Origin of the sequence: Sphaerisporangium sp. B11E5 (assembly GCF_039871875.1) — a bacterium.
Taxonomy (GTDB): Bacteria; Actinomycetota; Actinomycetes; order Streptosporangiales; family Streptosporangiaceae; genus Sphaerisporangium.
Genome location: NZ_JBDPMD010000013.1, coordinates 65663 through 90521 on the forward strand (window position 1 = coordinate 65663; position 24859 = coordinate 90521).

Genomic DNA, 24859 nt, shown 5'->3' on the forward strand with positions numbered 1-24859 from the left:
CGGCGTTTATGAGCTGGTGGAGTGTGATCGAGTGAGGCGGTGTGCTGTACGGACTGCTGTACAACACTCAAGCCCAAGACGCGCCGGCCCTCGAGGCACTCCACCCAGCGCCGACGGAGGAATCACTCAGCCGGCTCCGGGTCCCAGCCCTCGATCTTCACAGGATCGAGGCCGATCACCAGTACTCGTGCCGACGTCACATGTCCTCCCCTTCGCGACGGCTGTACCGTCTTGTCCCGCTCCGCTCGCGAAGTACATCCGCCGGACACCCTCCAGCGCTGCCGCGGCGGTCTCGGGCCGGGTCAGATCGCCGAGGACCACCCATCACTGGCAACCAGCGGTCGGACTCCTTCGCATGACTGAGTCGGGCAGGGTCACGCCGCTTGGCGGCGTTGTGGGCAGGTGACGTGAGGTCAGCGGCCGGGGGCCCGCTTCTTGACCTCCTGCAACACCCAGCCGTTGCCGTCCGGGTCGCTGAAGGTGGCGTAGGAGCCGTAGTCGTTTCGGTCTGGGTGCGGGCCGGTCAGCCGTCCCTGGCCGTTGAGCCGGTGGGTGAAGTCTCCGGCATCGTGGCCGTGGTAGTAGAGCCCGCTCGCGTCGTGAAAGATCTCGCTGATTTCGACGCCGCGGCCGGCCAGCTCCGCGCGGGCCTTCTCGATGTCGGAGACGATGAGGTAGAGCCCCTGGACCGAACCTGGCGCGGCGGAGGTGATCCCGTTGCCGAAAATGATCGAACACTCCGAGCCGGGTGGCGTGAAGTGGACCGCGCGCCAGTCCTCACTGACGGTCTTGTCGAGATCAAAACGGAATCCCGCCGCCTCGTAGAAGGACTTGGCCCGGTCGACGTCGGACACAGGCAGCACGATGAGTTCGAGTTTCAGATCCATCTGGGTTCATCTTTCTTGACGACGGTGGATCGCACGACGTACGTCCCCCGTTCAGTGAATGGTTGCGGTCGGCGGCACGGCACACGCCAGAGCGGCGCATACCGCCCGCCGAGCGGTTTCCCCTGTTCACAGCCGCATCCCCGTGGACGGCTGTGCTACTGGTCGCCGGACGCGCCCCGGACCGGCGCACCGTCCCCGGCATCGGGGTCACGGCCCTTGCCGGTCATCTGCGTCACGGCGGCTATCCGGCCTCCGTTCATTCGGGCCGACCGGCAGAATCTAGATATTTTTTAACCAGGTCTGCCCTCCGAAAAGATCGCGCGGAGATGCCGCACGAGAGGAATCAGTCGCGTCCGAACGCATGGCGAACATGCGCCGCGACGCCGGGAGCGTGCCCTTCGGCCGCGGCCCTCACGTCGGCGAGGCTCTGTTCGGCCAACGCCTTCCGCCAGGCCGCTTCTGCCCGCCCCATGGCCGCCTTCACCGCACATGGGTCGGCGAACAGGGAGTCGGGGCACCGCTCCCCGATGGTGCCGCACCGGCGGATCTCGGTGCACCGGAAAAGGGGTGCATCCCCCTCGATGGCAACGACCACGTCCAGCACCGACACCGCCTCCAGGGAACGAGCCAGGCGAAACCCACCCCGCGCCCCCGGTACCGATTCGAGCAGACCGGCCTTGGCCAGCTGCTGCAGTTGCTTGTTCAGGTAAGACACCGACAGGTCGTGACCGGCGGCCAGTTGCGCGGTGGTCACCGGCTCACCGTCCTCCGACCATGCGAGGTTGAGCAGCACATGCATCGCCCACTCGACACCCTTACCTGTCCGCACAACCTGGACATTAAGCATCCAGGTTCACTTTTGTCAAGAAACGCCTGGTCAACGGCCACGGTGCGCCACCCGGGCCGTATGGATCACGTCGAGATGCTTGTCCGTCCAGCGCGCGCCCCCCGCGAGGACGGCGACCCGCGCCGGTCAGGTCGTCCTCGACCTGAGGCGGGACGGTCGAGTGCACCGTCCGCGAGATCAGCCCGTCACGCTCCAGGTGCCGCGATGCCACCGTGAGCATGCGCTGAGTATGGGGTCAGGCGCCGCCGCGACTCGTTGAGGCACCGAGGCCCGGAGCGCTGCGATCGTCCTGGCCGGCCACCGCGGCCCGCAGACGTCGTGGACGGAGCAGCACCGGCCTCCCCGCTCAGGTCACGGACGCGGCGCTCGGCGGTCCCTGCGCTCCTCGAGTTCTTCCGCACTCACCGGGATGAGCATCGGCTGCCCTGCCACACCGAACATCGTGACGACGAACTCGGTCTCCGCATCGGGAAGATTGTTGGCATCCTGGTAGTGGATGAGGTCACCACCGGGCTCCCAGAACGTCTCACCTGTTCTGACGACCCGTTCCGGTTCCCCTTCCAACTCGAAGAGCATCTCCCCTTTGATCATGTACCCGAACGCAGGACCTGTGTGGCGGTGCGGCGGATTGCCCTCACTGCCCGGCGGCAGAGTCACCCGGATCGTCATCGCCTCAGCGTTGTCGGGCATCGGCGGCGGTGACGGCACCGAAGAGATGAGTTCGATTTTCGGCGGCGGAGTGGTGGCGCCGGGATTCTCCAGGTGATGCACATGCTCCGTACTCATGGGTTCACTCAGTCCCCCTCTGATCGTTCCTGTCCCCGGCCAACAGCCCGGCATCCCACGGCGGCGAGCCAGTAAACGAACCATCGCGGGTACCGACCGATCTCGCCGAGTTCACCGCGCGCACCCCCGAACCGAGCATCACGCTCAGCCAAGTCCTCGCCCGCCTGGAAGGTACGCACCCCTCCACACCACCGACAGCCTCCCCGGCTCCCACCATGGCATCTTGGCCAAGCGGCATGGTGTTCCTCGAAAGCTACCCGGCGAATTCGAGTAGCTGCCCAAAGCGAATCCAAGCCTTGGTACCGGTCTGCCCAGACCACAGGACGACGTCCACGTCACCGGCCGTTCAGCTCCCCCACCAGGCGGGCCGAGTCCCCTCCGCGAGCCTGCCGAACCATGGCGATAACCGACCGGCCCCCGCCGCACACGCTCAGGGTGATACCCCGGCCGCAGAGCATGGTCGATCATCTCCGTCAAGTACGGCAACTCCTTCACCGGCAGTGAGCCCGAGAGTTGCCCGCGCCGCACGGCCCGGCAGCGGGCCAAGTACGGCGGCGCGCCGCGCCGCCGCTTGAACGGCTGAGGTTGTTCGCCAGGGCGGCCGGCGATCAGGTGGGAGCCACCGATGGCTCCCAGCCGGCAAGCTCCAGAAATCGTCCGGACAAAGCGAAAGGCCCGTCCCAGGTTTCCCTGGTGACGGGCCCTTCTGGCTGGCGCGGCCGAGAGGACTCGAACCCCTAACCTTCTGATCCGTAGTCAGATGCTCTATCCATTGAGCTACGGCCGCTTGACTCGGGACAAGCATAGCGGGTCTTGGGGGGTGTGCCGAACCGGTATGGGGAGCGGCGGGGTGGGGGGGCGGGGTCAGGTGGTTACGTGGATGGCGAAGTGTTGGCCGCTTACTGTTTGGCCGGGGCGGATCTTGGCGCGTTTGCGGAGTTCTACCTCGCCGTCTACCAGGATCTCGCCGTCGGCGATCAGGAGTTTGGCGGAGCCTCCGGTTTCCGTTATGTCGCAGGCCTTGAGTAGGTCGCACAGCGGGATGTACTCGGTGCGGAGGCGGAAGGTGCCCTCCAGGAAGCTCTCGTCCACGGGGACCAGCATAGGCAGGCGGTGGTGGGGGGGCTCAAATGGTGTGGATGGGGATAATCCCTCTGCAAAGGTTCGGGGTGGGCGGCGTGGCGTTCGGATCGTCCGGCTATGTCTTGAGATGACTGCCGGGGGGTGTGGTCAGGCCGGGGGCGCGGGGGATGGATCGGCTAGCGTTGTTCGTCATCGGCGGGGTGCCGCCTCACGTCGTCATGGCGGCTGGACTCGGCTTGCTCGGTGTCGCGGTGATCGTCGCGGTGCTGGTGGGCAGGCGTCGGCGTCGGGTGGCGGCTGTGCAGGACTCCCATGCGCGGCGGGTGCTGGAGTTGGTGCGGTTGTTGTTGCGGGTGCAGTACGACTATCCGCGGCCGACGATCGCCGATCTGGTGCAGTGCTCTCGCAGGGGTGGGCTCACGGTGCGGTTGCATGTGTCCGGTGCGCCGCGGATGTTGCCCGATGTCGTCGATCTGGCGGCGATGAGGATCGTGCATGAGGCGCTGGTGAACGTGTACCAGCACGGGACGGCCAGTGCCACGGTCATCCTGGGGTATCGGGCGGATCGGCTGACGATCACGGTGGACAGTCCGCTGAGTGCCCAGGCGAGTCCGTCGCGGGGGCCGCGCACGGGGGTCGCGGCGATGCGCCGCCGGGCCGGCAGGCTCGGGGGCACGGTGTCGGCGGGGCCGCACGAAGGAGGGTGGCGGGTGCACGCCGATCTGCCGCTCGGGGCGCAGGCCGCGTTCCGGTAGATCAGTCCGCTATGTACAGGGACAGGGTCTCGGCGACGCACGCGGGGCGGGGCTGGTCGCGTACCTCGACGGTGACCCGCAGGCTGGACAGCTTGCCTGCGGGGGTGTTCTTCAGGTCGAGCAGTTCGGCGCCGGCGCGGATGTCGGCGCCGACCGGCACCGGCGACGGGAAGCGGACCTTGTTCAGGCCGTAGTTGACGGCCATCTTCAGGCCCTCGATGCGGAACAGTTCCGTCATGAGGGACGGCAGGAGGGCGAGGCTGAGGTAGCCGTGGGCGATCGTCGTGCCGAACGGCCCCCGTGCGGCTCGCTCGGCATCGACGTGGATCCACTGGTGGTCGCCGGTGGCGTCGGCGAACAGGTTGACCTGGTCCTGGGTGACCCGGCGCCACGGGGTGTACCCCAGGTGTTCGCCGGTGGCGGCTTTCAGCTCGTTGAGGTTCGCGAAGACGCGCATGGCCAGAATCTTATTCTGTGGGCGGCACCGCGGCCAGGTTGAGAACCCAGTATTCGTCCGGCTTCTCCGAGTTGTCGGCACCCCAGTAGAACACCAGGCTGGCGGACGACGAGACTCCCCTGCCGTAGGATCCGCCGCCTCTGCCGTCACTCGCCCCGACGCCGCCGACCGCCCCGGTGACCCGGTCGTAGACGGCGGCGACCGGCCGGTACGTCCCCTCCGCGGAAGGGCCGGCCATGTGGGTCGCGACGAACCGGTCGGCGATCGGTGCTTCCGGCCCGAAGCCGCTCAGCCCGGGAAGCTCCCGTCGTCCGGAACCGTCGAGTCGCTGCACCACGGCCACCGGCTTCCCGTCCTTCACCGTGTCGCCGAAGCAGAAGCTCGGACCGCAGCGCACGTTCCGGAGGCTCTCCGTGGCCCTGATGATCTTGCGCGCCTGGGTCTCCAGGTTCACCAGCACGGTCTGCCTGCCCTTTCCCCGCTCGTCCACGATCGGCTTCTGCGTCGCCCACGGCCAGGTCAGCAACTGGTAACCGGACGTCTCCGGCACCTCCTGCACGAGGGTGCCGCCGCCGAGCGGCATGCTGAAGACCCCGCCCCGCCCCAGGGACCAGACCAGGCGGCCGTTCACCACGGTGGCTTCCTCCACCGTGCCATCGGTGAGCGTGGTGATCATGCGTGGGGTGCCCCCGTCCCGGCCCACGACCCAGAACTCCGTCACCGGCGTGCCGTCCCGCCGTGTCCCGGTGGCGTACCAGATGATGTGCTCGGCGTCGGCGTCGGCGCCCTGCACGTAATACCGCTGCAGATCAGGACGTTCCGGCAGGGTGGCGAGCACCGTGCCGGTCCCGAGCGCGATGTCGTACACCCCGATCCTCTCGAACCTGTCGAGTGATCGCTCGAAGTACACGAGCAGGTGGCGCGGGCCGAGCGCCGTGATCGGGCGATAACGCCACCCGTCCCCCGCGTCGGCCGGCATCCGGAAGACGGCGCCCGGCCAGACGTCCTGCGCCGGCCGCACGGGGAGCGGCGGCGCCAGTGGGCTCTGTACCGGGGTGAAGACCGGTCTGGTGGGTGCGGCCGTGGCGGGCCTCATGACCTCCCTGTGCCCGCCGGCCTTCCGGACGGCCACCGTCCCGCCGCCGGCCACGATCACGACGGCCACCACCGCCAGCACCGTCCGGACCCGGGCCCGGGTCCGGACGGCCCGGCGGGCCGCCACGGCCTCGGCGAGGTCGCCGATCGGCTCGGGCGCGACCCCTGCGGCGGCCCGCAGCGTGCGGGCCAGGTCCTCGGTGTTCATCATGACCACCCCGGCTCGGCGACCAGGTCCTCGTGGTCGACCCTGAGCTTGCCGAGGGCGCGGGACGCCTGGCTGCGCACCGTGCCGCGGGAGATGCCGAGGACGCCGGCGATCTCCTCGTCCGTCAGGTCCTCGTAGTACCGCAGCACCAGCACGGCCCGCTGCCTGCGCGGCAGGGTGCCGAGCGCCGTCCACATGCCGGAGTCGCCGCCGAGGCGGTCGATGTCCTTGTCGGTGTATCCCCCCTCGGGGATGACGGCCATCAGATGTTCCCTCCTCCTGCGGCGCCACCAGCTCACATGGAGCCGGGCCATCGCCGTGCGCACGTACCCTTCGGGGTTCTCCTTGTTGCGCACCCGCGGCCATGCGTCGCCGAGACGCATCAGCGCCTCCTGCACGAGGTCCCCCGCGTCGTCGGCGTTACCGGTCAGCACGAAGCCGTACCGGTACAACGCACTGCCGCGGCTGCGGACGAACTCCACGAAATCGGTGGCCTGCTCCACGCTCCAAGGACGCACGACCCCCCGCCGCTGTTGCACGGGTCAGAGACGACCTGAGTACGCCCAGCCCACGTACCGGGTGACCTCGACGGCGATCACCGGGCCCTCGGGCGGACGGGCGGCGTACTGGGGGTACTTGGCGACGAGCGGCGCGAGGGGGCGGTCGTCGCCGTGGAGGATGGACGCGCGGCCGTCGGCGCGCACCCACCACAGGCGGGTCCAGTCGTCCTCGTAGTGGTCGACGAGCAGGGAGACGCGGGGGTCGTGCTGGATGTTGCGCAGGCGGCGCAGGGCGGTGGTGGTCTTGGGTTTGTGATCGACGGCGGTCACGACGAGGTCCCCGTGCGTCGCGAACGTCACGGGGACCAGGTGCGGGGCGCCGTCCGGCCCGACGGTGGCGAGCCTCGCCACCCGGGCGCTACGGAACCGGGCGCGCTCGGCGTCCTCCATGAGGGCATCCAAGCACGCCGGACCGTCATCCGGCCGCAGCGTGCGCCGGGACGGGCGTGACGGTGTCGCCCGCCGGGGGGACGTGGCGCGGCGCCACCCAGAGACCCACCGCGGCCAGGAGCAGCGCGACCGCGAAGACCGTCCAGTACCCGGAGCCGGTGGCGGTGAAAAGGGCGCCGGTGAGGGCGACCGCCACCACCGAGAAGACCATCTCGCCGACCTGCAGGGCGGAGCTGTTCACGCCCTGCTCGCCGGGCCGGGACAGCTCCAGGATGAGCACCGACAACGTCGGGTAGACCAGGCCCATGCCGAACCCGGCGACGATCCAGGACGGGTACGCGAGCGCCACGGGGACGGCGTCGAGCGTCACGGCGCTCATCAGCAGGATGCCGAGGCCGATGGCACCGGTACCCATGATCAGGTTGGTGGTCCGGCCGAACACCTCACGGCCCTGGAGCCAGGAGGCGAACGACCAGGTCAGCGCGCCGCCGGTGAGGGCGAGGCCGGCCGCGAGGGGGGACATGTCGCGCTTGCTGATCAGCATCAGGGGCACGATGACCTCGGCGGCGAAGAACGCCCCCGCGGTCAGGCCGCGCAGCCCCACCACGGCGGGCAGCCCGCGGGCGGCGCGCAGCGTGCCGGTGGGGAGCAGTTTCGGCAGCGCGAGCGACAGCACCACCAGGCCCGCCACCAGCAGCGCCGGGTTGGCCGCGCCGCCGTACTGCATCAGGCCCGCGCCGACGGCGGTGACCGCGGCCCACGCGACCTTGCCGGCCAGCCTGCCGGGTGCGGCACTCGTGGTCTGGGGCGCGAGTTGGCGACCGGCCAGCCCGCGGACCAGCAGCGCGACGGCGACCGCGGTGAGCACGGGCACGGCGAGGAACACCCAGCGCCAGCCGAGGACGTCCACGGTGGCCCCCACCAGCGCCGGGCCGACCATGGACGGCACCACCCACGCCGTGGCGAACAGCGAGAAGATCTTCGGGTGCGTCTCCTCGGGGTACGCCCGCCCCACCACCACGTACAACGCGACCCCGACCAGCCCGCCGCCGACGCCCTGCAGCATCCGCCCCGCGATCAGCACTTCCATGGACGGCGCCGCCCCCGCCAGCGCCAGCCCACCCGCGAACCCAGCCGTCCCCACCCAAAGCGGCGCCTTCGGCCCCCGCAGGTCCGCCCACCGCCCCCCGAGCACCGTCCCCACGACCCCGGCCGCCATCGCCCCGCTGAACGCCAGCCCGTACAGCCGCACCCCGCCGAGCTCCCGCGCCACCACAGGCATGGCCACCGCGACCGCCATGTACTCGAACGCGACCAGCGACATCAACGCCACCAGCCCCACCGTCAACGCCCGATTCGTCCTGCTCGTCTGTGCCATACCTCGTACGTTATGACCGACTTCGCCCGTTTACATCGGGCGAAAGCCCTAGGCCCGGCCGTCCGCAGGGCTTAGGCGGCGGCGTTCCCGGGCCACCTCCTCCCGCAGCGCCGGGGCCACCTCCTCGCCGAAGGTTCGGATCATCGCCGGGTCGTCGCGGCCGATGAAGAAAGAGCTGAAGCCGTGCTCCAGGACCAGGGAGAGCAGGTCGTCCACCCATTGCTCCGGGGGGCCGTGAAGGAAGGACCGGCCTACCGGGGTGAAGCCGATGTCGAACAGGTTGAGGTGCCGGCGGATCTCGCGGGGGTCGCGGCCCGCCTCGGTGGCGGCGGCGTCGATGAGTTCGCTGGACGTCGCGATGTCCGGGTCCTTGATGTAGTCGAGCGTGGGCAGCCAGCCGTCGGCCTTGCGGCCGACCAGGCGGAGCATGCGCGGCTTGTAGGCGCCCAGCGAGATCGCGATGTCGTGCGCGGGTCTCGGTCCTCGTCTCATCTGCGGGATCTCGTAGTGCTGACCGTGATGGCGCAGCGGGCCGTCCGCGGCCACGTCCCAGACGCCGCGCAGGATGTCGATCGCCTCCTCCAGCGCGTCGACCGACTCCCCCGCGCTCAGTTGCCGTCCCGTCATCCTGCTCGCCGCTGTGGGCACCCCGGCACCCAGCCCCATCTCGAAGCGGCCCCCGGACAGGATGTCCAGACTCGCGGCCGTCCGCGCCAGCACCGCCGGCGGCCGCAGCGGGAGGCTCGTCACGTTCGCCGACACCCGCAGCCGTGAGGTCCGCGCCGCGATCCAGGTGAGAAGGGTGTAGGTGTCCAGGAACTCCGCGTTGTACGGGTGGTCCTGGATCGTCACCATGTCCAGCCCCACCGCCTCGGTGAGCTCCGCCAGCCCCACGACGTCCTCCGCCGCCCCCGCGTCCGGAGTGATGAACGTCCCCAGCACCAGCTCGTGCCCGTAGTCAGGCATCTCCCCGCCCTCCTCACCAGGTCATGTCGTCCGTAGTGGATAACCGCCCGATGCCCGCGCTATTCCGGGGACCCCGATCGGCCCGTGCCGATCGCGTCCTCCGCCCGCGTGGACCATGGGAGTAGGGGACGGGGCGGTCTGTCTCCGCTGGTGAAGGGGCCGGGGCCGCCCTCGCTGTACGGGGGGCGACATGCACTACCGCTGTTACTCGTGGGTGGGGCAAGGGAGCGATCAAGGACGGGAGGGGGAACGCCGGCCGGGGCATCCGGAGTTCGGGGCGTCGGGGCTGCCGCCGATGCGGACGTGCGACTGGTTGCTGAAGCCACGGAGGGTGATCGAGGTGTCCACGGCGAACGCGGCGGAGGCGGTGGAGTGGCTCGGCCGGAGGTACAAGGCCGTTGAGGCGTCGTTCCTGCGTCCCGCGGGGGAGGCGCGTGTGCCGGTGGAGCTCCGCTTGGAGGAGGCGAGGCGGTCGCTCAGCGCAGGTGTGGACGTGCAGTGGGGGTTCTGGCTGACGGCCGGGCGATTCGCCACCATCGCCGTCGTCTGCTGCTCGCCGAACCGGCACGCGCGGTATCCCTGCCCGGCGGGATGACGGGTGGCCGGGCGCCGTCGCGGGGCTCGTGTCGCCTGTCTGGTCATGGGCCGGCGTTCTGGCGGGCCGCCAGTTCGTGCACGGCCGCCTGCTCCAGCTTCACCTCGTGCTGCCATGTTCCCACGTGGTGCGGCACGACGGGGTCGGAGCCGATGCCTTCTGCCCGGGCCCGTACACCCCCCCGTCCGGGAGTGAGGGAGGGCATGGAAACCGGGGGTCGTTCCGGCGTCGTGGAGCGCCGGACGCCCCGGGGTGGCAGGGTGAGGGGCGGGGGACTGTGTCGCGGGGAAAGTCCATCCTCCGAATGGTCGGCGTTCGGGACATTTGGCTCCGGGAGGAGTGGAATGGTGTCGGTACGGTCCTCGTGACGGCTCGGGGGAGTCGAGGGGACTCGGGGTGGATGTGAAGTGAAGCGGGGGAGGTGATGGGACGTGTGACGGCGGGCGGCCGGTTCGGGGAAGCAGAAAGGCCCTCCCCCGGGTCGGGTGAGGGCCTCTGGAGCGGAGCGGAGGCTCGGGGATTTGAACCCCGGATGGGCGATGAACCCAAACCGCATTAGCAGTGCGGCGCCATAGACCTGACTAGGCGAAGCCTCCTGATGGCCGAGTGGCTCAGGACAGCGTACCGGCGTTCTCGCCGGGCGGCAAAGTGGATTGCGGAGGTGATCGGTAGTGCCTTGGACGAAGGCCGAACAGCGGTCCGGTAGGGCCGGACCGCGGGGGGGCACACCTTGTGTCCACAGGGTGTGGACACAAGGTGTGGGTGACCCCTGGAGTAGCTATGACCGTTTTGATGGCCACAATCTCCGTCGCGGTGGCGACGGGACGATCAGCGGGGGAGGTCAGGCGGCGCGGCGAGTGGCCTCGCCCTCGACCTCGATCTTGACCTTCTTGCTCACCAGCACGCCGCCGGTCTCGAGGGCGACGTTCCAGGTGAGGCCGAACTCCTCGCGGTCGATCTCGGTCGAGATGGAGAAGCCGAAGACCTCGGCGCCCCACGGGTTGGTGCCGGCGCCGCCGTACTCGACCTTGAGGGTGACCTCCTTGGTGACCTCGCGGATGGTGAGGTCGCCGCGGACGACGAAGTCCTCGTCGGAGTGGCTGACGACGCGGGTGGAGCGGAAGGTGATCTCGGGGAACTTCTCCACCGACAGGAAGTCGTCGCTGCGCAGGTGGCCGTCACGGTCGACGTTGCCGGTCTCGATGCTGGCGGTCTTGATGGCCAGCTCGGCGGACGACTGCAGCGGGTCCTCGGCGATGGTGACGCTGCCGGAGAACTCGGTGAATGACCCGCGGACCTTGGTGACCATCATGTGCTTGGCGACGAAACCGACGTGGGTGTGCGAAGCGTCGAGGTCGAACGTGCCGGCCTCGGGGATGGTGAGGCCTTCCCAGGCGCGAGTGCCCATGGTGTTACTCCTGAGGATCAGTGGTTGCCGTGCGGATGTTTGCGACAACAAACATCTACAGGAGGAATATTCCCCACGTCAACTATATGTGGCGTAGACTATGAACGTGATCCCACTCGACGACCCCAGACTGACCGCGATGGGGTTGCTCGCCGAAGTGCACACCGGTCTGATGGCCAAGATGGCGGGCGCCTTCGCGGAGTCGAAGCTGTCCGACATCGACTTCGAGACACTGATCCGTCTCGGACGTTCCCCCGGCCACCGCCTGCGCATGAGCGACCTGGCCGCGCAGACCTCGTTGTCCACCAGCGGCGTGACCCGCGTCGTGGACCGCCTCGAACGTGACGGCCTCGTGCAGCGCGTCGCGTGCGCCAGCGACCGCAGGGCGTCCTACGCGACCTTGACGGGCGAGGGCCTGTCGCGCCTGGAGTCCGTGATCCCCAAGCACATCGAGGACATCGACCGGTGGTTCACCGGCCTGCTCGCCCCGGACCAGCTCGACACGCTGCTCGACGCGCTGCGGGTCATCCGGGACGTGGTACGGCCCTGCGCCACCGCCGGCGCCGAAGGGGAGGTCAGCCTTCCACGATCGTGATGTCGCCTCTGGCGTGCATCTCGCGCAAGGTGCGCTTGGCGAACTTCCCGACGCTGGTCTTCGGAACGGCGTCGACGAAGGCCCAGCGTTCGGGCACCTGCCAGCGCGCGACCTTGCCTGAGAGGTAGTCCCGTAGCTCCGCCACGGTGGCGAGGCCGTCCAGGACCACGCAGGCGAGCGGCCGTTCACCCCACCGCTCGTCCGGCACCCCGATGACGGCGGCCTCGACCACCGACGGATGTCCCATCAGCGCGTTCTCCAGCTCCACCGACGAGATCCACTCCCCGCCCGACTTGATGACGTCCTTGGCGCGGTCGGTCAGCGTCACGTAGCCGCGCGCGTCGAGCCGCCCGACGTCCCCGGTGCGCAGCCACCCGTCGTGGAACCGCGAGCCGTCCTCGTCGAGGTAGTACGCCGCGGTGACCCACGGCCCGCGTACCTCCAGCTCGCCGACCGCCTGCCCGTCCGCCGGCAGCACGGTGTCGCCCGGCCCGACCAGGCGGCCCTCGACGCCGGGCAGCAGCCGTCCCTGGGTGACGCGCAGGTCCCAGGTGTCGCCGTGCGCGACGGTGGCGAGCGGGGACGTCTCGGTCATGCCCCACGCCTGCACGATGTGGACGCCGAACTCCTCCTCGAAGCCCCGCATGAGCGACTCGGGCACCGCCGAGCCTCCGCACGGCACGAGCCGCAGGGACGACAGGTCCGCGCCGTGCTGCCGGGCGTGCCGCAGCAGGTCGCCCCAGATGGTCGGCACGGCGCCGGACGACGTCGGGCGCTCCTCGGCGATGATCCTCGCCAGGTGCTCGGCCTGCAGGTAGCGGTCCGGCATGATCAGCGAGGCGCCGGCCATCAGCGCGGCGTACGGCATGCCCCAGGCGTTGGCGTGGAACATCGGCACGATCGGCAGCACGCGGTCGTCGGCCCGCAGGCCCATCGCGTTGCCGGTGCACACGCTCATGGAGTGCAGGTACGTCGAGCGGTGGCTGTACACGACGCCCTTGGGGTTGCCGGTGGTGCCGCTGGTGTAGCACATGGACGCGCCGGCCCGTTCGTCCAGCTCGGGCCAGTCGAACGTGCCGGGCTGCGCGTCGAGCAGCGTGCGGTAGTCGTGCACCTGCTTGCCGGCCGCGCCGAGTGCCGAGGTGTCCGCCGGGCCGATGACGACGACGTGCCGCACGGTCTTCATCTCCGGCAACATCGGCGCGAGCAGCGGCGCCAGGGAGCCGTCCACCAGCACCACGTCGTCCTCGGCGTGGTTGGCGATGTAGACGACCTGCTCGGGGAAGAGGCGGATGTTCAGCGTGTGCAGCACCGCCCCCATGGCGGGCACCGCGAGGTACGCGGCCAGGTGCTCGGTGTTGTTCCAGCAGAACGTGGCGACCCGCCGGCCGGCGTCCACCCCGAGGCCGCGCAGCGCGCCGGCCAGCCGGGCGGTCTCGCGGGCGAGCTCGTGGTACGGGGTGCGCCGGTACCCGTCCCCGGTGTAGGTGACGACCTCGTGGTCACCGAAGAGACCGGTGCCGTGCCGCATGATCGAGGTGATGGTGAGCGGGTGGTCGGGCATCGTGCTGCGCATCAGGCGCCACCTCCGCTTCCCGAGTCTCCCCCCGTGCCCGGGGCTTGGACAAGCGTCCGGCCGGTTCACTGGGGTAACGGGTCGCGGCGGGCCCGCACGAGGACGACGTCGCCGCGCAGCTTGGCCATGCCCCGGGACACCGTGCTCTTCACCGTGCCGACGCTGACGCCGAGGGCCCTCGCGATCTCCGGCTCGCTCATGTCCTCGTAGTAGCGCAGCACGATGGCCGTGCGCTGCCGGACAGGCAGGCGGGCGAGGGCCTCCTCCAGCAGTTCGTGGATCTCGCCGCGGCTCGGCACGTCCCGCGCCGGCAGGTCGGGCAGGTGCTCGGCGGGGTACTCCTCCAGCTTCCGCCGCCGCCACCAGGAGATGTTGATGTTGACCATGGCGCGGCGCACGTACCCGTCGAGTGCGGCGCGGTCGTTGATCCGTTCCCAGGCCAGGTAGGTCTTGGCCAGTGCCGCCTGGAGCAGGTCCTCGGCGTCGGCGGGCTGACCGGTCAACTGGTGGGCGGCGCGCAGCAGCGCGGGACCGCGGGCGACGACGTACTCGCGGAACTCCTCGTCTTTACCGCTCATTCGGTTCACCGGTACCGGGGCGAAGGGGCAGGAGTCATTCGGATCTCGGGGTCAGAATCGCAGTCCGGTGCTCTCGGGGGGCTGAACCTTCGTCCTGGTTTCGCCCCGCCAACGGCAAAGATCGTTTACAGCCCGGTGGCACCCTCGGGCGGTGAGTAATTCACCCAGGTATGAGGGATTTGCTACGCACGCCGGGACGGGTGTGATTCTTTGCCCCGCCCGATTACCGGCCGCCCGGAAAACATGTGACGCTATCCCCGGACCAGTAGCTCATGACGGCGACCGGGAGGGGCCGATGGGTGTCGAGCGCCGCCACGCCCTGTCGTCCGCGGTGCTCGGCCGCGACACGGCGCCGCGTCCCCTGCCGGAGACCGGGACGGGCCCGCTGACCGGCATCACCGGAGAGATCCGCGACGTCAGCCCCCACCTGCTCATCGTGGAGACGCCGGAGGGCGGCGAGGAACGGCTGGTCATCGCGCCGTGGGCCGTCGCGTGGCGCGGCAGGGCCGTGGCGCCCGCCGATCTGCCGGTCGGGTCCCGGGTGGTGATCCGCGCGCGGCAGTCCGGCCGGGTGGCCGAGCGCATCTGGGCGGACATCACACGGGTCACCGGGGTGATCCGCTCCGTCGGCACCGACGGCAAGGACGTCACGGTGGAGCTGGACTGCGGTCCTCACCGCGGCACCCGCACCGTCGTGGTCCCCTACGCCGCCTCCGGCCGCATCCGGGTGCGGCACCCGCAGTTCGATCCGGGGTTCCTGTTCGACGCCATCGGCACCCGCACCGGCGGCACGAGCCGCGCCTGGCTGCCGGCCACCTCGCAGCCCCCCTACCGAGCCCCCGCCGTGCCGCGGCCCCCGGCCGGGTACGGCGGGGTGCAGTCACGCGTCTCCGGTCCGGCCACGTGGTCGGACGCCTTCGACGACGGTGAGGCGGGAGCCGCGTACCCCAAGCTGGAGCGGGCCGACGCCGACTGCGAGGACACCGGGGTCTCCTGCACCGGTCTGCCCTATCTGGCGCTCGGCTCGATGTTGTACGTCGGCAACGTGTGCGAGGGACGGTCGGCGGTGCTGCCGATCGTGGCCTGCGGGTGCGTGGCCGGGCGGTTCTGCGACCGGTGCGTGGAGTGCGGCACCTCGCCGCGCGGAAGGGTGGCCGAGTTGTCCCCGGTGTCGTTCGTCGAGCTCGGCGGCGACCTCACCACGGGGTGTTTCAACGCCCGCGTGGGGCTGGGGTGAGCGCACGGGAACGGTGGTACGGCCACGCCGCTCGTGGCGGTGCCGCGGCCGTGGAGGGGAGTACGGCATGACCGCGCAGGCGACGCTCGCCACCGTGGCGCTGGAACTTCTGGTGCTGATGTTGCTGCTCGGCGGCCTGGCCAAGCTCGCCACCGCCGGGGGGCACGGGCAACCCGGCAACCTGTCGCGGCTCGGGCCCGGGGTGCTGGTGCCCGACCGATGGCGCCGGCCGTTCATGATCTTCTGCGCGACGGGAGAGGTCGTGCTCGCGGCGGCGCTGCTGTGCACGACCTGGCCACTGGTGCGCTGGGGGGCCGTCGCGTTCTTCGCCGTGGCGACGTACGTGTTGTGGGAGCTGCGCCGCCGCCGCCCGGACGTCGGGTGCGGCTGCTTCGGGGAGGCCAGCTCCGCTCCGGTGGGACTGCGGTCCATCGCCCGGGCCGCGTCGCTCGCCGGCCTGGCGGTGGTGGTCCTCCTGGTGCCGGTGTCCGGGGCGGACATCGTGTCCGGGTTCTCGGCCGAGCTGGTGGTCGCGACCGCCGCGGGCCTGGCGATTCTGGCGCTGCTGTCCCCCGAGATGGGCGAGGGTATCGCCAGGGTGCGCCACCGCGCGCCGTGCGAGCAGCGCCCCATGGCGGCCGGCAAGGCGCTGCACCGCCTGCGCGCCAGCGGCGAGTGGCGCGCACACGCGCCGCTGCTGGTCTCCGGCGAGCCGTCCGACACGTGGCGCGAGCTGTGCTGGCGTTTCTTCGTCTACTCCGGCCGCACGGCCGAGGGCGCCCCCGCCGAGGTGGTCTTCGCGGTCTACCTGACGGGACGGCGGGCGCCGGTGCGGGTGGGCGTGATGGAGCTGCGGGACGAGGCTATGCGGGAATCTATCGAAGTATCGGCTGTGCACTAGACAGCGTTAGATATACGTAGCGCTCATTGTTCCCCCTGCTCAGGTCATGCATCGGTGAACAGCAGGGCGTCGCCCATCAGGGGATGATCGACTCTCGTGGTGCCGGCCGCCCCACCCCCGATCGGGCGGCCGGCACCACGAATCCAGCTCTCTACGGCTCTCTAGCTTCCCCTCTAGAAAGCCGTAGAGAGGTCAATGAGGCTCTGGGTGGCCCGCGCTACACCGGCTGCGCACGGAGGAACCGGCCGAAGTGCGGGACGGTGAACGCGATCAGGCCGCGCTCGGCGCTGTAGATCAGTCCTTTCTTGATGAGGCTGTCGCGGGCCGGGGACAGGCTGGACGGCTTGCGGCCGAGCAGCTCGGCGACGTCGGCCGTCGGGACGGGCTCGTCGCCCACCGAGGCCATGGCGTGCATGTAGTCGCGCTCGGCGGGGGTGGCCCGTTCGTACCGGCTGCCGAAGAAGCCCACGGCGAGCTCTTCCTCGGCCTCGGGAGCGGCCACCCGGACGTCGTCGGCGGTGATGGGGCTGCGGGGCGCGAAGTCCCAGGCGACCTTGCCGTACGCCTGGACGAAGTAGGGGTAGCCGTCGGCCGCTTCGTACAGCGCGTCGAGGGCCTCGGGGGTGAACTCGACCTGCTCGCGCTCGGCGGGGGCGATGAGCGCGAGGTCGGCGGCATCGCGGTCCAGGCGGTCGATGCGGGCGTAGCGGAAGAGGCGCTCGGAGTAGCTCTTGCTGGCGCTGAGCACGCCGGGCAGGTGAGGCAGGCCGGCCCCTACGACGATCAGCGGGCCGCCGCTCTGGGACAGCTCGTGACAGGCGGCGCACACGGCCGAGATGTCGGCGGCCTGGATGTCCTGCATCTCGTCGATGAAGAGCGCGATGCCGACGCCGAGGTCGGTGGCCACCGAGGCGGCGTCCACGAACAGCTCGGTGAGGTCGATCTCGAGGTCGCCGGAATCGGCGCGGCCCCGGCCGGCCGGGACGTCGATGGCGGGCGACCAGTGGGAGGTGCCCTTGGCGGCGCCCGGGTCGCGCATCGCGAACGCCTTGAGCACGCCGAGGAACTCCTCGATGCGCTCGGGCGCGCGGTGGCGAGGGGCGAGCTCGCGGATGGCCATGTGGAGGGCGGCGGCGACCGGGCGGCGGATCGACTGCTCCGGCCGGGCCTCGATCTTGCCGGTGCCCCACAGCCGCTGCATGGCCATGGACTTGAAGGTGTTGAGCAGCACGGTCTTGCCCACTCCGCGCAGCCCGGTGAGGACCAAGCTGCGCTCGGGACGGCCTCGGGCCACCCGCTCCAGCACGACCTCGAACTGCCGCAGCTCACGATCGCGCCCGGCGAGCTCGGGGGGGCGCTGCCCCGCACCCGGGGCGTAGGGATTGCGCACGGGGTCCACGCTCTCGGACTGTATGGCCGGATATACCGGCCGTCCTAGATTTCCGTAGAAAGAGCTACGGCGTGTCGTGGAGGAGCGCGGCGCGGGAACGAGGCCGGTGGCCGTCCGCGCGGGTGCAGCGAGCGCCGCCATGGCACACCACCCCTCATCTGGAACCCCTCGGCCCGAACCGGTGTTCGATCCGATGGGCAGAACTGTAGCGCTTCCTCGAACACGTGCGCGAGCACTGTCCGGTAAAAGGCGCGACACGGACCGGGTACGTCCCCGGTCGGACACCCGGCGCCTCACCATCACGATTGCGTCACGACCAGTCACAGGACGGCCTTAGGCTGGCGTATGCCCGAGATTCGAAAGCCTCGCCACCTGGGTGTTCTCGCCCTGGCCTGTGTCGCGGCGGCCGTCACCGCCTGCGGCGGCGCGGGCACCCCCGCGGCCGTCGTCACGCCCGTACCCACCTCCGCCGATCCCACGACCCCGCCCGCGCCTTCGCCGACCCCGACGCCGGCACCCACCCCCTCGGGCCCGCCGGAGTTCTCCGCCAAGGTCTCCCCCGTCACGGCCAAGGAGCTCGGCTCGTCGTGGCGCCCCGGCTGTCCCGTCGCGCCGTCCGGCCTGCGCAAGGTCACCATGACCTTCTGGGGCTTCGACAAGAAGGCGCACACCGGAGAGCTCATCGTGCACCGCTCGGTGACCGACGACGTGGCGGACATCTTCGGCAAGCTGTACGAATGGCGCTTCCCCATCACCCGCATGGAGAACATCGACGCCTACAACGCCAGCGACTTCGACTCCATCGACGCCGACAACACCTCGGCCTTCAACTGCCGCCAGGTCACCGGCGGAAGCGGCTGGTCCAAGCACTCCTACGGCAAGGCCATCGACCTCAATCCCCGCGAGAACCCCTGGGTCGAGCCGGACGGCTCGGTGGCCCACCCCAACGCCGAACGTTTCGCCACCCGCCCCCTGCGCAAGCCGGGCGTCGTCAACGCGGGCGACCGCGTGGTGGACCTGTTCGCCGAGCACGGCTGGGAGTGGGGCGGTTACTTCAACGGCGCCAAGGACTACCAGCACTTCGCGAAGGGCGGCGGCTGAGCCCGGAAGATAGAGGATTCGCCCCTATTTGTGGTGATGCGAGGGCTATGATCGCTGGCCGTGACGTCTCGGGAGCTGGTTCTCCGGCGGGATGCGCCGCCGCGGAAGGCACCCGGGCCGTGGATGGTGGTCACGGCCCTGCTGTTCGTGCTGGGCACGGTGCTGGCCCTGGCCTGGCCGGCCGGCGGGCTTGAGGAGGCGCCGCAGGAGATCGCCCACCGGCGGCTCGGGGAGACCACCACGGGGCAGCGGTTCGCGATCACGCCGCAGAAGCTGGCGTACGTGGAGGTGGACCCGGCGCCGATGTTCGGGGACCCCAAGCCGGGGCGGTTCCTCGCGCTGGAGCTGCGGGTGGAGAACGTCAGCCGCGAGACCGCCACGGCGCAGGATCTGGCGCAGCGGCTCTCCCTGGTCCTCTCGCCCAGCGGCGCCGGCCTCACCTGGTTCAAGAACGGCACCGCGAAGTTCGTGGTCAGGGACGGCGGGTCCGACCGCGACCAACTGCAGCCGGGGCTGCCCGAGCGGGTCATGATCGTCTACCGGGTCCCGGTCCCGCTGCCCGACCCCACGCACGCCACGGTCACCTTCGAGGACTCCGAGTACCGGGGCGGGTTCCAGTCGTCCCTGTCGCAGTGGTGGGCCGGGGAGAAGCTGGCGGTGTACGACCTGGAGGTGGCACGGTGAGACGCGCGGTCCTCGGGGCGCTGACCGCCGCGGCGCTGCTCGCGGCGATCATCGTGGTCCAGCGCGCCACCCCGTCCGTCGACCAGCGGTACGCCCCCATCGTCTCGCGGGGCAGGCTGGGCGAGCAGGTGAACACCACCGCGTTCCAGTTCCGCGTGGACCGCCTGCAGCTCGCGAGGTCGGTGCGGATGACCGACGACTACGGACTGGTCGGCAGGCCCCGGAGCACCCCGGGGGTCTGGCTGGTGGTCTGGGCCACGGTGGCGGCGACCCGCGAGGCGGTGATCGTGCAGGGCACGCGGCTGCGTACGGCGGACGGCACCGAGTACATGGCGAACACCTCGATCCTCCACACCCTGGAGAAGACACCGCTGCAGCCGGGCATGCCGGTGTACGGCCCGATGCTGTTCGAGATCCCGGAGGACCGGCTGGCGGGGGCGTGGCTCGCCGTCCGGCAGCACAGCGGCGGCGCGAACGCCCTGGACACGCTCGGCCCCGCGGTGGATGTCGATCTCGGCGTGTCCCCCGGGCACGCCGCGCGCCTGGCGGCCGAGGTGCCGCCGTCCCTGACCGTGGGCCCGGTGCAGGCCCTGTGAGCGCCCGGAGGAACCTGCTGTACGGCCTCGGCCTGCTCGTGCTGATCCCCGCGGTGCTCGCCGCCTCGGTGCTGCCGTGGCGCGAGAAGTACGTCGCCCGCACCGGGGAGGGCGCCCCGGAGATCGTGGCCGCGCGAGGGCAGGCGGCCCGGCACGCCGGGGTGGAGTGGCGGCTGACCGAGATCAAGGAGAGCCCGGTCGCCGACCAGGCCCGCCCGCTGCCGCCGCGCACGAAGGTCGCCGTCATGCTGATCTCGGCGCGTCCCCTGACGGAGGCGGCGAGCAGGTGGTTCGGCCAGGAGACCGGCTCCTGCAAGTTCTTCGCCACCGACGCGGCGGGGCGCGTCTGGGACCGCACGATCCGCAGTGATCTGGTCGAGCGCTCGGAGCACTCGATCACCTGCCGCGCGTTCGACGAGAACTACGACATGGTCCCGCTGCCCGTCGGGCGAGTACTCACGATCCAGGTCGTGTACGTCGTGCCCGCTGACGCGTTCCCGACCCTGTCGGCCGAGATCCGGCTGGCGCCGGACCCGGTCACGATACGGCTGGCGCGGTAGCGGGAGGCGGCGCCAGGGCGGGAGGACCGGCCGGGGCCTCGTCGGACACCGGCGAGGTGCCGGGCGGGCCCGCCGGAGCGGGAGCGCCGTCCGGCGCGGGCCCGGCGCGGCGCAGGGCGAGGTCGAACGCCGCGGCGAGCAGGCAGATGCGCAGCACCTCGTGCAGCACGTCCACCGGGAACATGACCGCGCCCTCCCACATCTGCCACCAGTAGGGCTCGTGCGGGCCGAGGAGCCGGGTGACGGCCATGAACCCGACGGCGGCGAGGGCCTCCAGGGCGACGTAGATCAGGCAGAACATGAAGTAGAAGACCACGCCGCCGCGCAGGGCGAAACGCAGGCCGTTGGCCACGGGGACGTACTTGTCGCGGAAGCCGCGGGAGAAGAACTCGGCGGCGAGCTGGACCGGGGCGGGGAGGCGGCGCCAGAAGCCGGACAGGCGCGGTTCCAGCCGGGTGCCTTCGATGACCTTGGTCTCGTCGGTCACCGAGGAGCTGTACACGACGGCCGCCATGGCCAGCCACACCAGCGGCTGCAGCAGGCCGTCCCCGAGCTCGGCCCGGTAGGGGGCGAGGAGGGCCCAGGTCTCCTTCACCTGGGACGCCAGCGGGACCAGGTCGGCGAGGCCCATGAGGTCGGCCCAGACGACCCGGCTGGTCAGCCAGTCGACGCCGCGGCCGATCCAGTTGCCGAGCGAGATGATGCCGAAGTACATCCACATGCACTCCAGCGCGCTGTTGGCGATCCCGAGCGGGCGACTGCCGGATTTCCCGTACAGCCGCTCGCAGCCGGCTTTCAGCCCATAGATGCCGAGGGTGATGACCACGATCAGCACGTTGATGTCGAACAGGTCCAGCAGCACCGTGCCGGCCTCGACGTCGATCGCCGGGCGCAGTTCGGTGAACAGGCGCGTGAAGGCGCGCACGTCCTCGGTGAACAGGCCCCACGCGCTGTAGAAGACCAGGAACGGCAGCAGCGTGTGGGCGATGGCGTCCACGAGGCGCCGCTCTCGTTCGTCCTGGGTGATCGCCGTGGTCGTGAGGGTGCCGAGTTCCCGGCCCACGGTGTTGAGCATCGCGATGTAGGCGGTCAGGGTGACAAGGACACCGAGGCTGAGGACGGCGAAGGCGGCGTAGGCGTGCCAGCCTCGGGGCTCGGCGAGGCGGACGGCCAGGAGGAGGACGCCCTGGTGGGCGAGCCTGCCGAGCGTGTAGTAGAAGGCGAGGGGCAGGAACAGGCGCGTGGCCAGCCGCACCGTGTCGTACGGCAGGCGGACCGGGGAGAGGGAACCGTCCATCGCCTGTCGGATGCTAGCGCTTCCGCACGGGTGGGTGCGGCAGGATGGAAGGGTGGTGGCCAGGGACGGGGACGGGTGGGCGCTCTGCGCGCAGGGGCACAGGCACTGGGGGCTGCACGGCGCCTCGGGGTTGCTCGCCGTCCATTTCGACAAGGACGGCGTGCCGCACGTGCTGATGCAGCAGCGGGCGTTGTGGAGCCACCACGGGGGCACGTGGGGGTTGCCGGGCGGGGCGCTGGACAGCCATGAGGACGCGGTGACGGGGGCTCTGCGCGAGGCCCTCGAGGAGGCGGCGCTGCTGGCGGACGGGCTGCGGGTGCTCGGGGTGTACACCGACGACCACGGCGGCTGGTCGTTCCAGACCGTGATCGCCGAGGCGGCCACGCTGCTGCCGGCCGTGCCGGCCAACGGCGAGAGCATCGAGTTGCGGTGGTTGCCGGCCGACGAGATCGGCGGGGAGCAGTTGCACCCGGGGTTCGCGGAGACCTGGCCGATGATCCGCCCCGCGCTGCCGCCGTCCGTCGTGGTGCTGGACGCCGCCAACATCATCGGCGCGCGGGCCGAGCACGGCTGGTGGCGGGACCGCGCGGCCGCGGCGCGGCGGCTGCGGGACGCGGTGGAGACGACCGCCAAGGACGGCCTGCGCCCGCCGGAGGGGTTCCCCGCGCCGGCCACGTGGTTCCCGCGCATCGTGATGGTGGTCGAGGGACGGGCCCGTGGCCTGGATCCGGCCGCGCACGTGGAGGTGGTGGAGGCTCCGGGCGACGGGGACGACGCGATCGTCGGCCTGGTGCGGGAGATCCGGGAGAGCAGGCCCCACGAGCAGGTGCTGGTGGTCACGGCGGACCGTGAGTTGCGCCGCCGGGTGTCCGGGCTGGGTGCCCAGGTGGCGGGGCCGGGTTGGCTACTTGGGCAACTGCGACCAACGTGACGGGTGTAGCGTCGGGGGACGCCGAACGGATACCAAGGCGGTCCTCTTGCCGGTAGATTCCCCAAATACCGTTATTTTCAATAGAAAATCGTAAATGAGCGACCGAAGTACCCTCGACTGGGCCGCCGAGCCGGACAGCCCCGTCCCCCCGCCGACATGGGGCCGGCGCGCCCCGGAGGCGCAGGTCCTCCCATGGGTTTTCGCGGCCCTGGTCGGCTTCCTGCTGATGGGCAACCTGCTCCTCGCCCCCCACCTGACCGCCCCCGCACTGCGCACCTGGTCCACGATCTTCGTGGCGATCTGCGTGCAGGCCGTGCCGTTCCTGGTGTTCGGGGTGGCGCTGTCCGCCGCGATCACGACGTTCGTGCCCCGGTCGTTGTGGACGCGGGTGCTGCCCGCCAAGCCGTACGCCGCGGTGCCGGTCGCGGGCGCCGCGGGCGTGGTGCTGCCCGGGTGCGAGTGCGCCTCGGTGCCGGTGGCCGCGGGGCTGATGGCCCGCGGGGTGACCCCGGCGGCGGCTTTGGCGTTCCTGCTGTCGTCGCCGGCCGTCAACCCGGTCGTGCTGGTGGCGACCGCGGTGGCGTTCCCCGGCCAGCCGGGCATGGTGGTGGCCAGGTTCGCCGCCTCGCTCGCCGTCGCCGTGCTCGCCGGCTGGGTGTGGCAGTTGCTCGGCCGGCCCGGCCTGCTGCGGATCCCGGCGCGCCCGGAGGCGGAGGGGACGTCCCGGCGGGCGTCGTTCGTGGCGGCCATGCGGCACGACCTGCTGCACGCGGGCGGGTTCCTGGTCGTCGGCGGCCTGACCGCCGCCACACTCAACGTCGTCGTGCCCCGCTCGTGGCTGGACTCGGTCGCGGGCGACTTCTGGCTGTCGGTGCTGGTGCTCGCGGTGCTCGCCGTCGTGCTTTCCATCTGCTCCGAGGCGGACGCCTTCGTGGCGGCCTCGCTGACGGCGTTCTCCCCCACCGCCAAGCTGGCGTTCCTCGTGGTGGGGCCCATGGTCGATCTGAAGCTGATCGCGCTCCAGGCGGGGACGTTCGGCCGGGCGTTCGCGGTGCGGTTCGTCCCCCTGACGTTCACCCTGGCCGTCGCGATGAGCCTGCTGGCGGGATGGTTGCTGCTGTGAACCGCATGGCCCAGGGCCTCGTGCTCACCCTTCTCGGCGGCGCCCTGCTGCGGGTGTCCGCGCTGTCGACCATCTACCTGAACTACGTCAAGCCGGGCTTCCGGCCGTTCCTGATCGCCGCCGGGCTGGTCGTCTTCCTGCTCGGCGTGCACGGCCTGGTGCAGGAGTGGCGGCGGCCGTACGCGCCTCGCGACAAGGGCCACGACGACCACGGGCCGCGGGTGGCGTGGCTGCTCTGCCTGCCGGTGGTCGCCATCTTCCTCATCGCCCCGCCCGCGCTCGGGGCGTTCGCCGCCGGCCGGGACGAGGCGCCGCAGCCCCGCCCCACGGTCGCCTCCGGCTCCTACGCGGCCCTCACGACCGCGGGGCCGGCGGCCATGCCGCTCGGCGAGTTCATCGGCCGGGCCTGGGGGGACCAGCACGCCTCGCTCAAGGACCGGCAGGTGAAGCTTGTCGGGTTCGTCACCGCCTCGAAGAAACGCGGCCAGTGGTACCTCACCCGCATGCAGTTGCGGTGCTGCGCCGCGGACGCGTTCCCGCTGCGGGTCAGCGTGCTCGGCGCCCCCGCGCCGCGGGTGGACACCTGGGTGGAGGTCACCGGCACATGGGTGCCCACGCCGTACGACCGGGTCCCCAAGGGCACCGTCGCCCCGGAGATCCGCGCCGACGCGGTGATCAAGGTGGCGCAGCCGGACGAGCCCTACGAGTGACGGTCCCGGCCGGGGCCGCCTGGCGCGCGGAAGCCCGTCCGGCACCGCTATCGTTGGTGTCGCACGGGGAGGGTTCGCATAGTGGACGAGTGCAGCCGCCTTGAAAGCGGCCAGGCCGGCGACGGTCTCGTGGGTTCGAATCCCACACCCTCCGCCACCGCCCGG

At 70.9% G+C, this 24859-nt stretch carries 29 protein-coding genes and 3 tRNA genes; 13 read left to right on the plus strand and 19 right to left on the minus strand.

Translation table 11 applies throughout. The features are described from left to right. Window positions 1-413: 413 nt before the first annotated feature. The 6 genes from ABGB17_RS15255 to ABGB17_RS15280 all read right to left on the minus strand — a co-directional run bounded on the left by ABGB17_RS15255 (window position 414) and on the right by ABGB17_RS15280 (window position 3612). Window positions 414-887, minus strand: a complete 474-nt coding sequence (locus ABGB17_RS15255) for a VOC family protein (RefSeq protein WP_347629790.1) — start codon at window positions 885-887, stop codon at window positions 414-416. 343 nt (window positions 888-1230) lie between these two features. Continuing rightward, window positions 1231-1734, minus strand: a complete 504-nt coding sequence (locus tag ABGB17_RS15260) for an Rrf2 family transcriptional regulator (protein WP_347629792.1) — start codon at window positions 1732-1734, stop codon at window positions 1231-1233. Then, entirely contained in the window at window positions 1727-1954 is a 228-nt protein-coding gene (locus ABGB17_RS15265; protein WP_347629794.1) for a winged helix-turn-helix transcriptional regulator, read from the minus strand. The genes ABGB17_RS15260 and ABGB17_RS15265 overlap by 8 nt, the downstream gene beginning before the upstream one ends. A gap of 131 nt (window positions 1955-2085) precedes the next feature. After that, on the minus strand, window positions 2086-2520 hold the full coding sequence (locus ABGB17_RS15270) for a cupin domain-containing protein (RefSeq protein ID WP_347629796.1): 435 nt from the start codon (window positions 2518-2520) through the stop codon (window positions 2086-2088). Between the two features lie 711 nt (window positions 2521-3231). After that, window positions 3232-3307 (minus strand) — tRNA-Arg (locus ABGB17_RS15275). A 77-nt stretch (window positions 3308-3384) separates the two neighbouring features. After that, window positions 3385-3612 carry an RNA-binding S4 domain-containing protein gene (locus ABGB17_RS15280; RefSeq protein WP_347629798.1) on the minus strand — a complete coding sequence of 76 codons (228 nt, stop codon included), beginning with the start codon at window positions 3610-3612 and terminating at the stop codon, window positions 3385-3387. Window positions 3613-3770: 158 nt separating this feature from the next. On the opposite strand from ABGB17_RS15280, the gene ABGB17_RS15285 reads away from it, so the two are divergent. Continuing rightward, window positions 3771-4358 (plus strand): hypothetical protein, encoded by a 588-nt coding sequence (locus tag ABGB17_RS15285; RefSeq protein WP_347629800.1) that lies wholly within the window; start codon window positions 3771-3773, stop codon window positions 4356-4358. Window position 4359: 1 nt separating this feature from the next. Here the strand turns inward: ABGB17_RS15285 and ABGB17_RS15290 are convergent, their stop codons facing one another. Genes ABGB17_RS15290 through ABGB17_RS15315 form a run of 6 tightly spaced genes read right to left on the minus strand, consistent with a single transcriptional unit; the run spans window position 4360 to window position 9412 of the window. Continuing rightward, window positions 4360-4815 carry a MaoC family dehydratase gene (locus tag ABGB17_RS15290; protein WP_347629802.1) on the minus strand — a complete coding sequence of 152 codons (456 nt, stop codon included), beginning with the start codon at window positions 4813-4815 and terminating at the stop codon, window positions 4360-4362. A gap of 10 nt (window positions 4816-4825) precedes the next feature. Further along, window positions 4826-6118 (minus strand): hypothetical protein, encoded by a 1293-nt coding sequence (locus ABGB17_RS15295; RefSeq protein ID WP_347629804.1) that lies wholly within the window; start codon window positions 6116-6118, stop codon window positions 4826-4828. Then, the gene (locus tag ABGB17_RS15300; RefSeq protein WP_347629806.1) at window positions 6118-6657 is read right to left on the minus strand and encodes a SigE family RNA polymerase sigma factor; all 540 of its coding nucleotides are present in this window, start codon (window positions 6655-6657) and stop codon (window positions 6118-6120) included. Before ABGB17_RS15300 ends, ABGB17_RS15295 begins: the two co-directional genes overlap by 1 nt. 3 nt (window positions 6658-6660) lie before the next feature. Continuing rightward, on the minus strand, window positions 6661-7068 hold the full coding sequence (locus ABGB17_RS15305) for a TIGR03668 family PPOX class F420-dependent oxidoreductase (RefSeq protein ID WP_347629808.1): 408 nt from the start codon (window positions 7066-7068) through the stop codon (window positions 6661-6663). A 25-nt stretch (window positions 7069-7093) separates the two neighbouring features. Next, window positions 7094-8446 carry an MFS transporter gene (locus ABGB17_RS15310; RefSeq protein ID WP_347629810.1) on the minus strand — a complete coding sequence of 451 codons (1353 nt, stop codon included), beginning with the start codon at window positions 8444-8446 and terminating at the stop codon, window positions 7094-7096. Window positions 8447-8494: 48 nt separating this feature from the next. Beyond that, the gene (locus ABGB17_RS15315; RefSeq protein ID WP_347629812.1) at window positions 8495-9412 is read right to left on the minus strand and encodes an LLM class flavin-dependent oxidoreductase; all 918 of its coding nucleotides are present in this window, start codon (window positions 9410-9412) and stop codon (window positions 8495-8497) included. Between the two features lie 340 nt (window positions 9413-9752). Between ABGB17_RS15315 and ABGB17_RS15320 the strand changes: the two genes are divergently transcribed. Next, a complete protein-coding gene (locus ABGB17_RS15320) occupies window positions 9753-10007 on the plus strand; it encodes a hypothetical protein (RefSeq protein WP_347629814.1) in 255 nt (84 codons plus the stop codon). Between the two features lie 43 nt (window positions 10008-10050). On the opposite strand, the gene ABGB17_RS15325 is transcribed toward ABGB17_RS15320, so the two are convergent. The 3 genes from ABGB17_RS15325 to ABGB17_RS15335 form a co-directional block, all read right to left on the minus strand. Beyond that, window positions 10051-10212 carry a hypothetical protein gene (locus tag ABGB17_RS15325; protein ID WP_347629816.1) on the minus strand — a complete coding sequence of 54 codons (162 nt, stop codon included), beginning with the start codon at window positions 10210-10212 and terminating at the stop codon, window positions 10051-10053. A gap of 301 nt (window positions 10213-10513) precedes the next feature. Beyond that, window positions 10514-10603 (minus strand) — tRNA-Ser (locus ABGB17_RS15330). Between the two features lie 245 nt (window positions 10604-10848). Continuing rightward, window positions 10849-11415 carry a YceI family protein gene (locus ABGB17_RS15335; RefSeq protein ID WP_347629818.1) on the minus strand — a complete coding sequence of 189 codons (567 nt, stop codon included), beginning with the start codon at window positions 11413-11415 and terminating at the stop codon, window positions 10849-10851. Window positions 11416-11515: 100 nt separating this feature from the next. On the opposite strand from ABGB17_RS15335, the gene ABGB17_RS15340 reads away from it, so the two are divergent. Next, complete coding sequence (locus ABGB17_RS15340) at window positions 11516-12010, plus strand: MarR family transcriptional regulator (RefSeq protein ID WP_347629820.1); 495 nt, start codon at window positions 11516-11518, stop codon at window positions 12008-12010. On the opposite strand, the gene ABGB17_RS15345 is transcribed toward ABGB17_RS15340, so the two are convergent. Both ABGB17_RS15345 and ABGB17_RS15350 read right to left on the minus strand, forming a co-directional pair. Beyond that, window positions 11991-13586 (minus strand): long-chain fatty acid--CoA ligase, encoded by a 1596-nt coding sequence (locus tag ABGB17_RS15345; protein ID WP_347629822.1) that lies wholly within the window; start codon window positions 13584-13586, stop codon window positions 11991-11993. The two genes, ABGB17_RS15340 and ABGB17_RS15345, sit on opposite strands and share 20 nt — an antisense overlap. A 65-nt stretch (window positions 13587-13651) precedes the next feature. Continuing rightward, a complete protein-coding gene (locus ABGB17_RS15350; protein ID WP_347629824.1) occupies window positions 13652-14164 on the minus strand; it encodes a SigE family RNA polymerase sigma factor in 513 nt (170 codons plus the stop codon). 295 nt (window positions 14165-14459) lie between these two features. Between ABGB17_RS15350 and ABGB17_RS15355 the strand changes: the two genes are divergently transcribed. Beyond that, a complete protein-coding gene (locus ABGB17_RS15355) occupies window positions 14460-15401 on the plus strand; it encodes a hypothetical protein (RefSeq protein ID WP_347629826.1) in 942 nt (313 codons plus the stop codon). A gap of 67 nt (window positions 15402-15468) precedes the next feature. Beyond that, on the plus strand, window positions 15469-16302 hold the full coding sequence (locus tag ABGB17_RS15360) for a MauE/DoxX family redox-associated membrane protein (RefSeq protein WP_347629828.1): 834 nt from the start codon (window positions 15469-15471) through the stop codon (window positions 16300-16302). A 217-nt stretch (window positions 16303-16519) separates the two neighbouring features. Here ABGB17_RS15360 and ABGB17_RS15365 read toward each other — a convergent pair whose 3' ends face one another. Then, window positions 16520-17701: an ATP-binding protein gene (locus ABGB17_RS15365; RefSeq protein WP_347629830.1), complete on the minus strand. Its 1182-nt coding sequence runs from the start codon at window positions 17699-17701 to the stop codon at window positions 16520-16522. 336 nt (window positions 17702-18037) lie between these two features. Here ABGB17_RS15365 and ABGB17_RS15370 point away from each other — a divergent pair, with 336 nt between their 5' ends. Genes ABGB17_RS15370 through ABGB17_RS15385 form a run of 4 tightly spaced genes read left to right on the plus strand, consistent with a single transcriptional unit; the run spans window position 18038 to window position 20633 of the window. Continuing rightward, complete coding sequence (locus ABGB17_RS15370; protein WP_347629832.1) at window positions 18038-18793, plus strand: M15 family metallopeptidase; 756 nt, start codon at window positions 18038-18040, stop codon at window positions 18791-18793. A gap of 60 nt (window positions 18794-18853) precedes the next feature. Continuing rightward, on the plus strand, window positions 18854-19477 hold the full coding sequence (locus ABGB17_RS15375) for a hypothetical protein (protein ID WP_347629834.1): 624 nt from the start codon (window positions 18854-18856) through the stop codon (window positions 19475-19477). Next, window positions 19474-20073: a hypothetical protein gene (locus ABGB17_RS15380; RefSeq protein ID WP_347629836.1), complete on the plus strand. Its 600-nt coding sequence runs from the start codon at window positions 19474-19476 to the stop codon at window positions 20071-20073. The genes ABGB17_RS15375 and ABGB17_RS15380 overlap by 4 nt, the downstream gene beginning before the upstream one ends. Continuing rightward, complete coding sequence (locus tag ABGB17_RS15385) at window positions 20070-20633, plus strand: hypothetical protein (RefSeq protein WP_347629838.1); 564 nt, start codon at window positions 20070-20072, stop codon at window positions 20631-20633. The genes ABGB17_RS15380 and ABGB17_RS15385 overlap by 4 nt, the downstream gene beginning before the upstream one ends. Here the strand turns inward: ABGB17_RS15385 and ABGB17_RS15390 are convergent. Continuing rightward, complete coding sequence (locus ABGB17_RS15390) at window positions 20611-21930, minus strand: hypothetical protein (RefSeq protein ID WP_347629840.1); 1320 nt, start codon at window positions 21928-21930, stop codon at window positions 20611-20613. The two genes, ABGB17_RS15385 and ABGB17_RS15390, sit on opposite strands and share 23 nt — an antisense overlap. Before the next feature lie 55 nt (window positions 21931-21985). Here ABGB17_RS15390 and ABGB17_RS15395 point away from each other — a divergent pair, with 55 nt between their 5' ends. From ABGB17_RS15395 to ABGB17_RS15410, 4 genes are all read left to right on the plus strand, one after another. Beyond that, window positions 21986-22861, plus strand: coding sequence for an NUDIX domain-containing protein (locus ABGB17_RS15395; RefSeq protein ID WP_347629842.1), 876 nt, complete (start codon window positions 21986-21988; stop codon window positions 22859-22861). Between the two features lie 94 nt (window positions 22862-22955). Beyond that, window positions 22956-23984, plus strand: coding sequence for a permease (locus ABGB17_RS15400; RefSeq protein WP_347629844.1), 1029 nt, complete (start codon window positions 22956-22958; stop codon window positions 23982-23984). Window positions 23985-23989: 5 nt separating this feature from the next. Beyond that, window positions 23990-24694: a TIGR03943 family protein gene (locus tag ABGB17_RS15405; protein WP_347629981.1), complete on the plus strand. Its 705-nt coding sequence runs from the start codon at window positions 23990-23992 to the stop codon at window positions 24692-24694. Between the two features lie 67 nt (window positions 24695-24761). After that, window positions 24762-24851: transfer RNA gene (locus tag ABGB17_RS15410), tRNA-Ser, on the plus strand. Window positions 24852-24859: the final 8 nt, after the last annotated feature.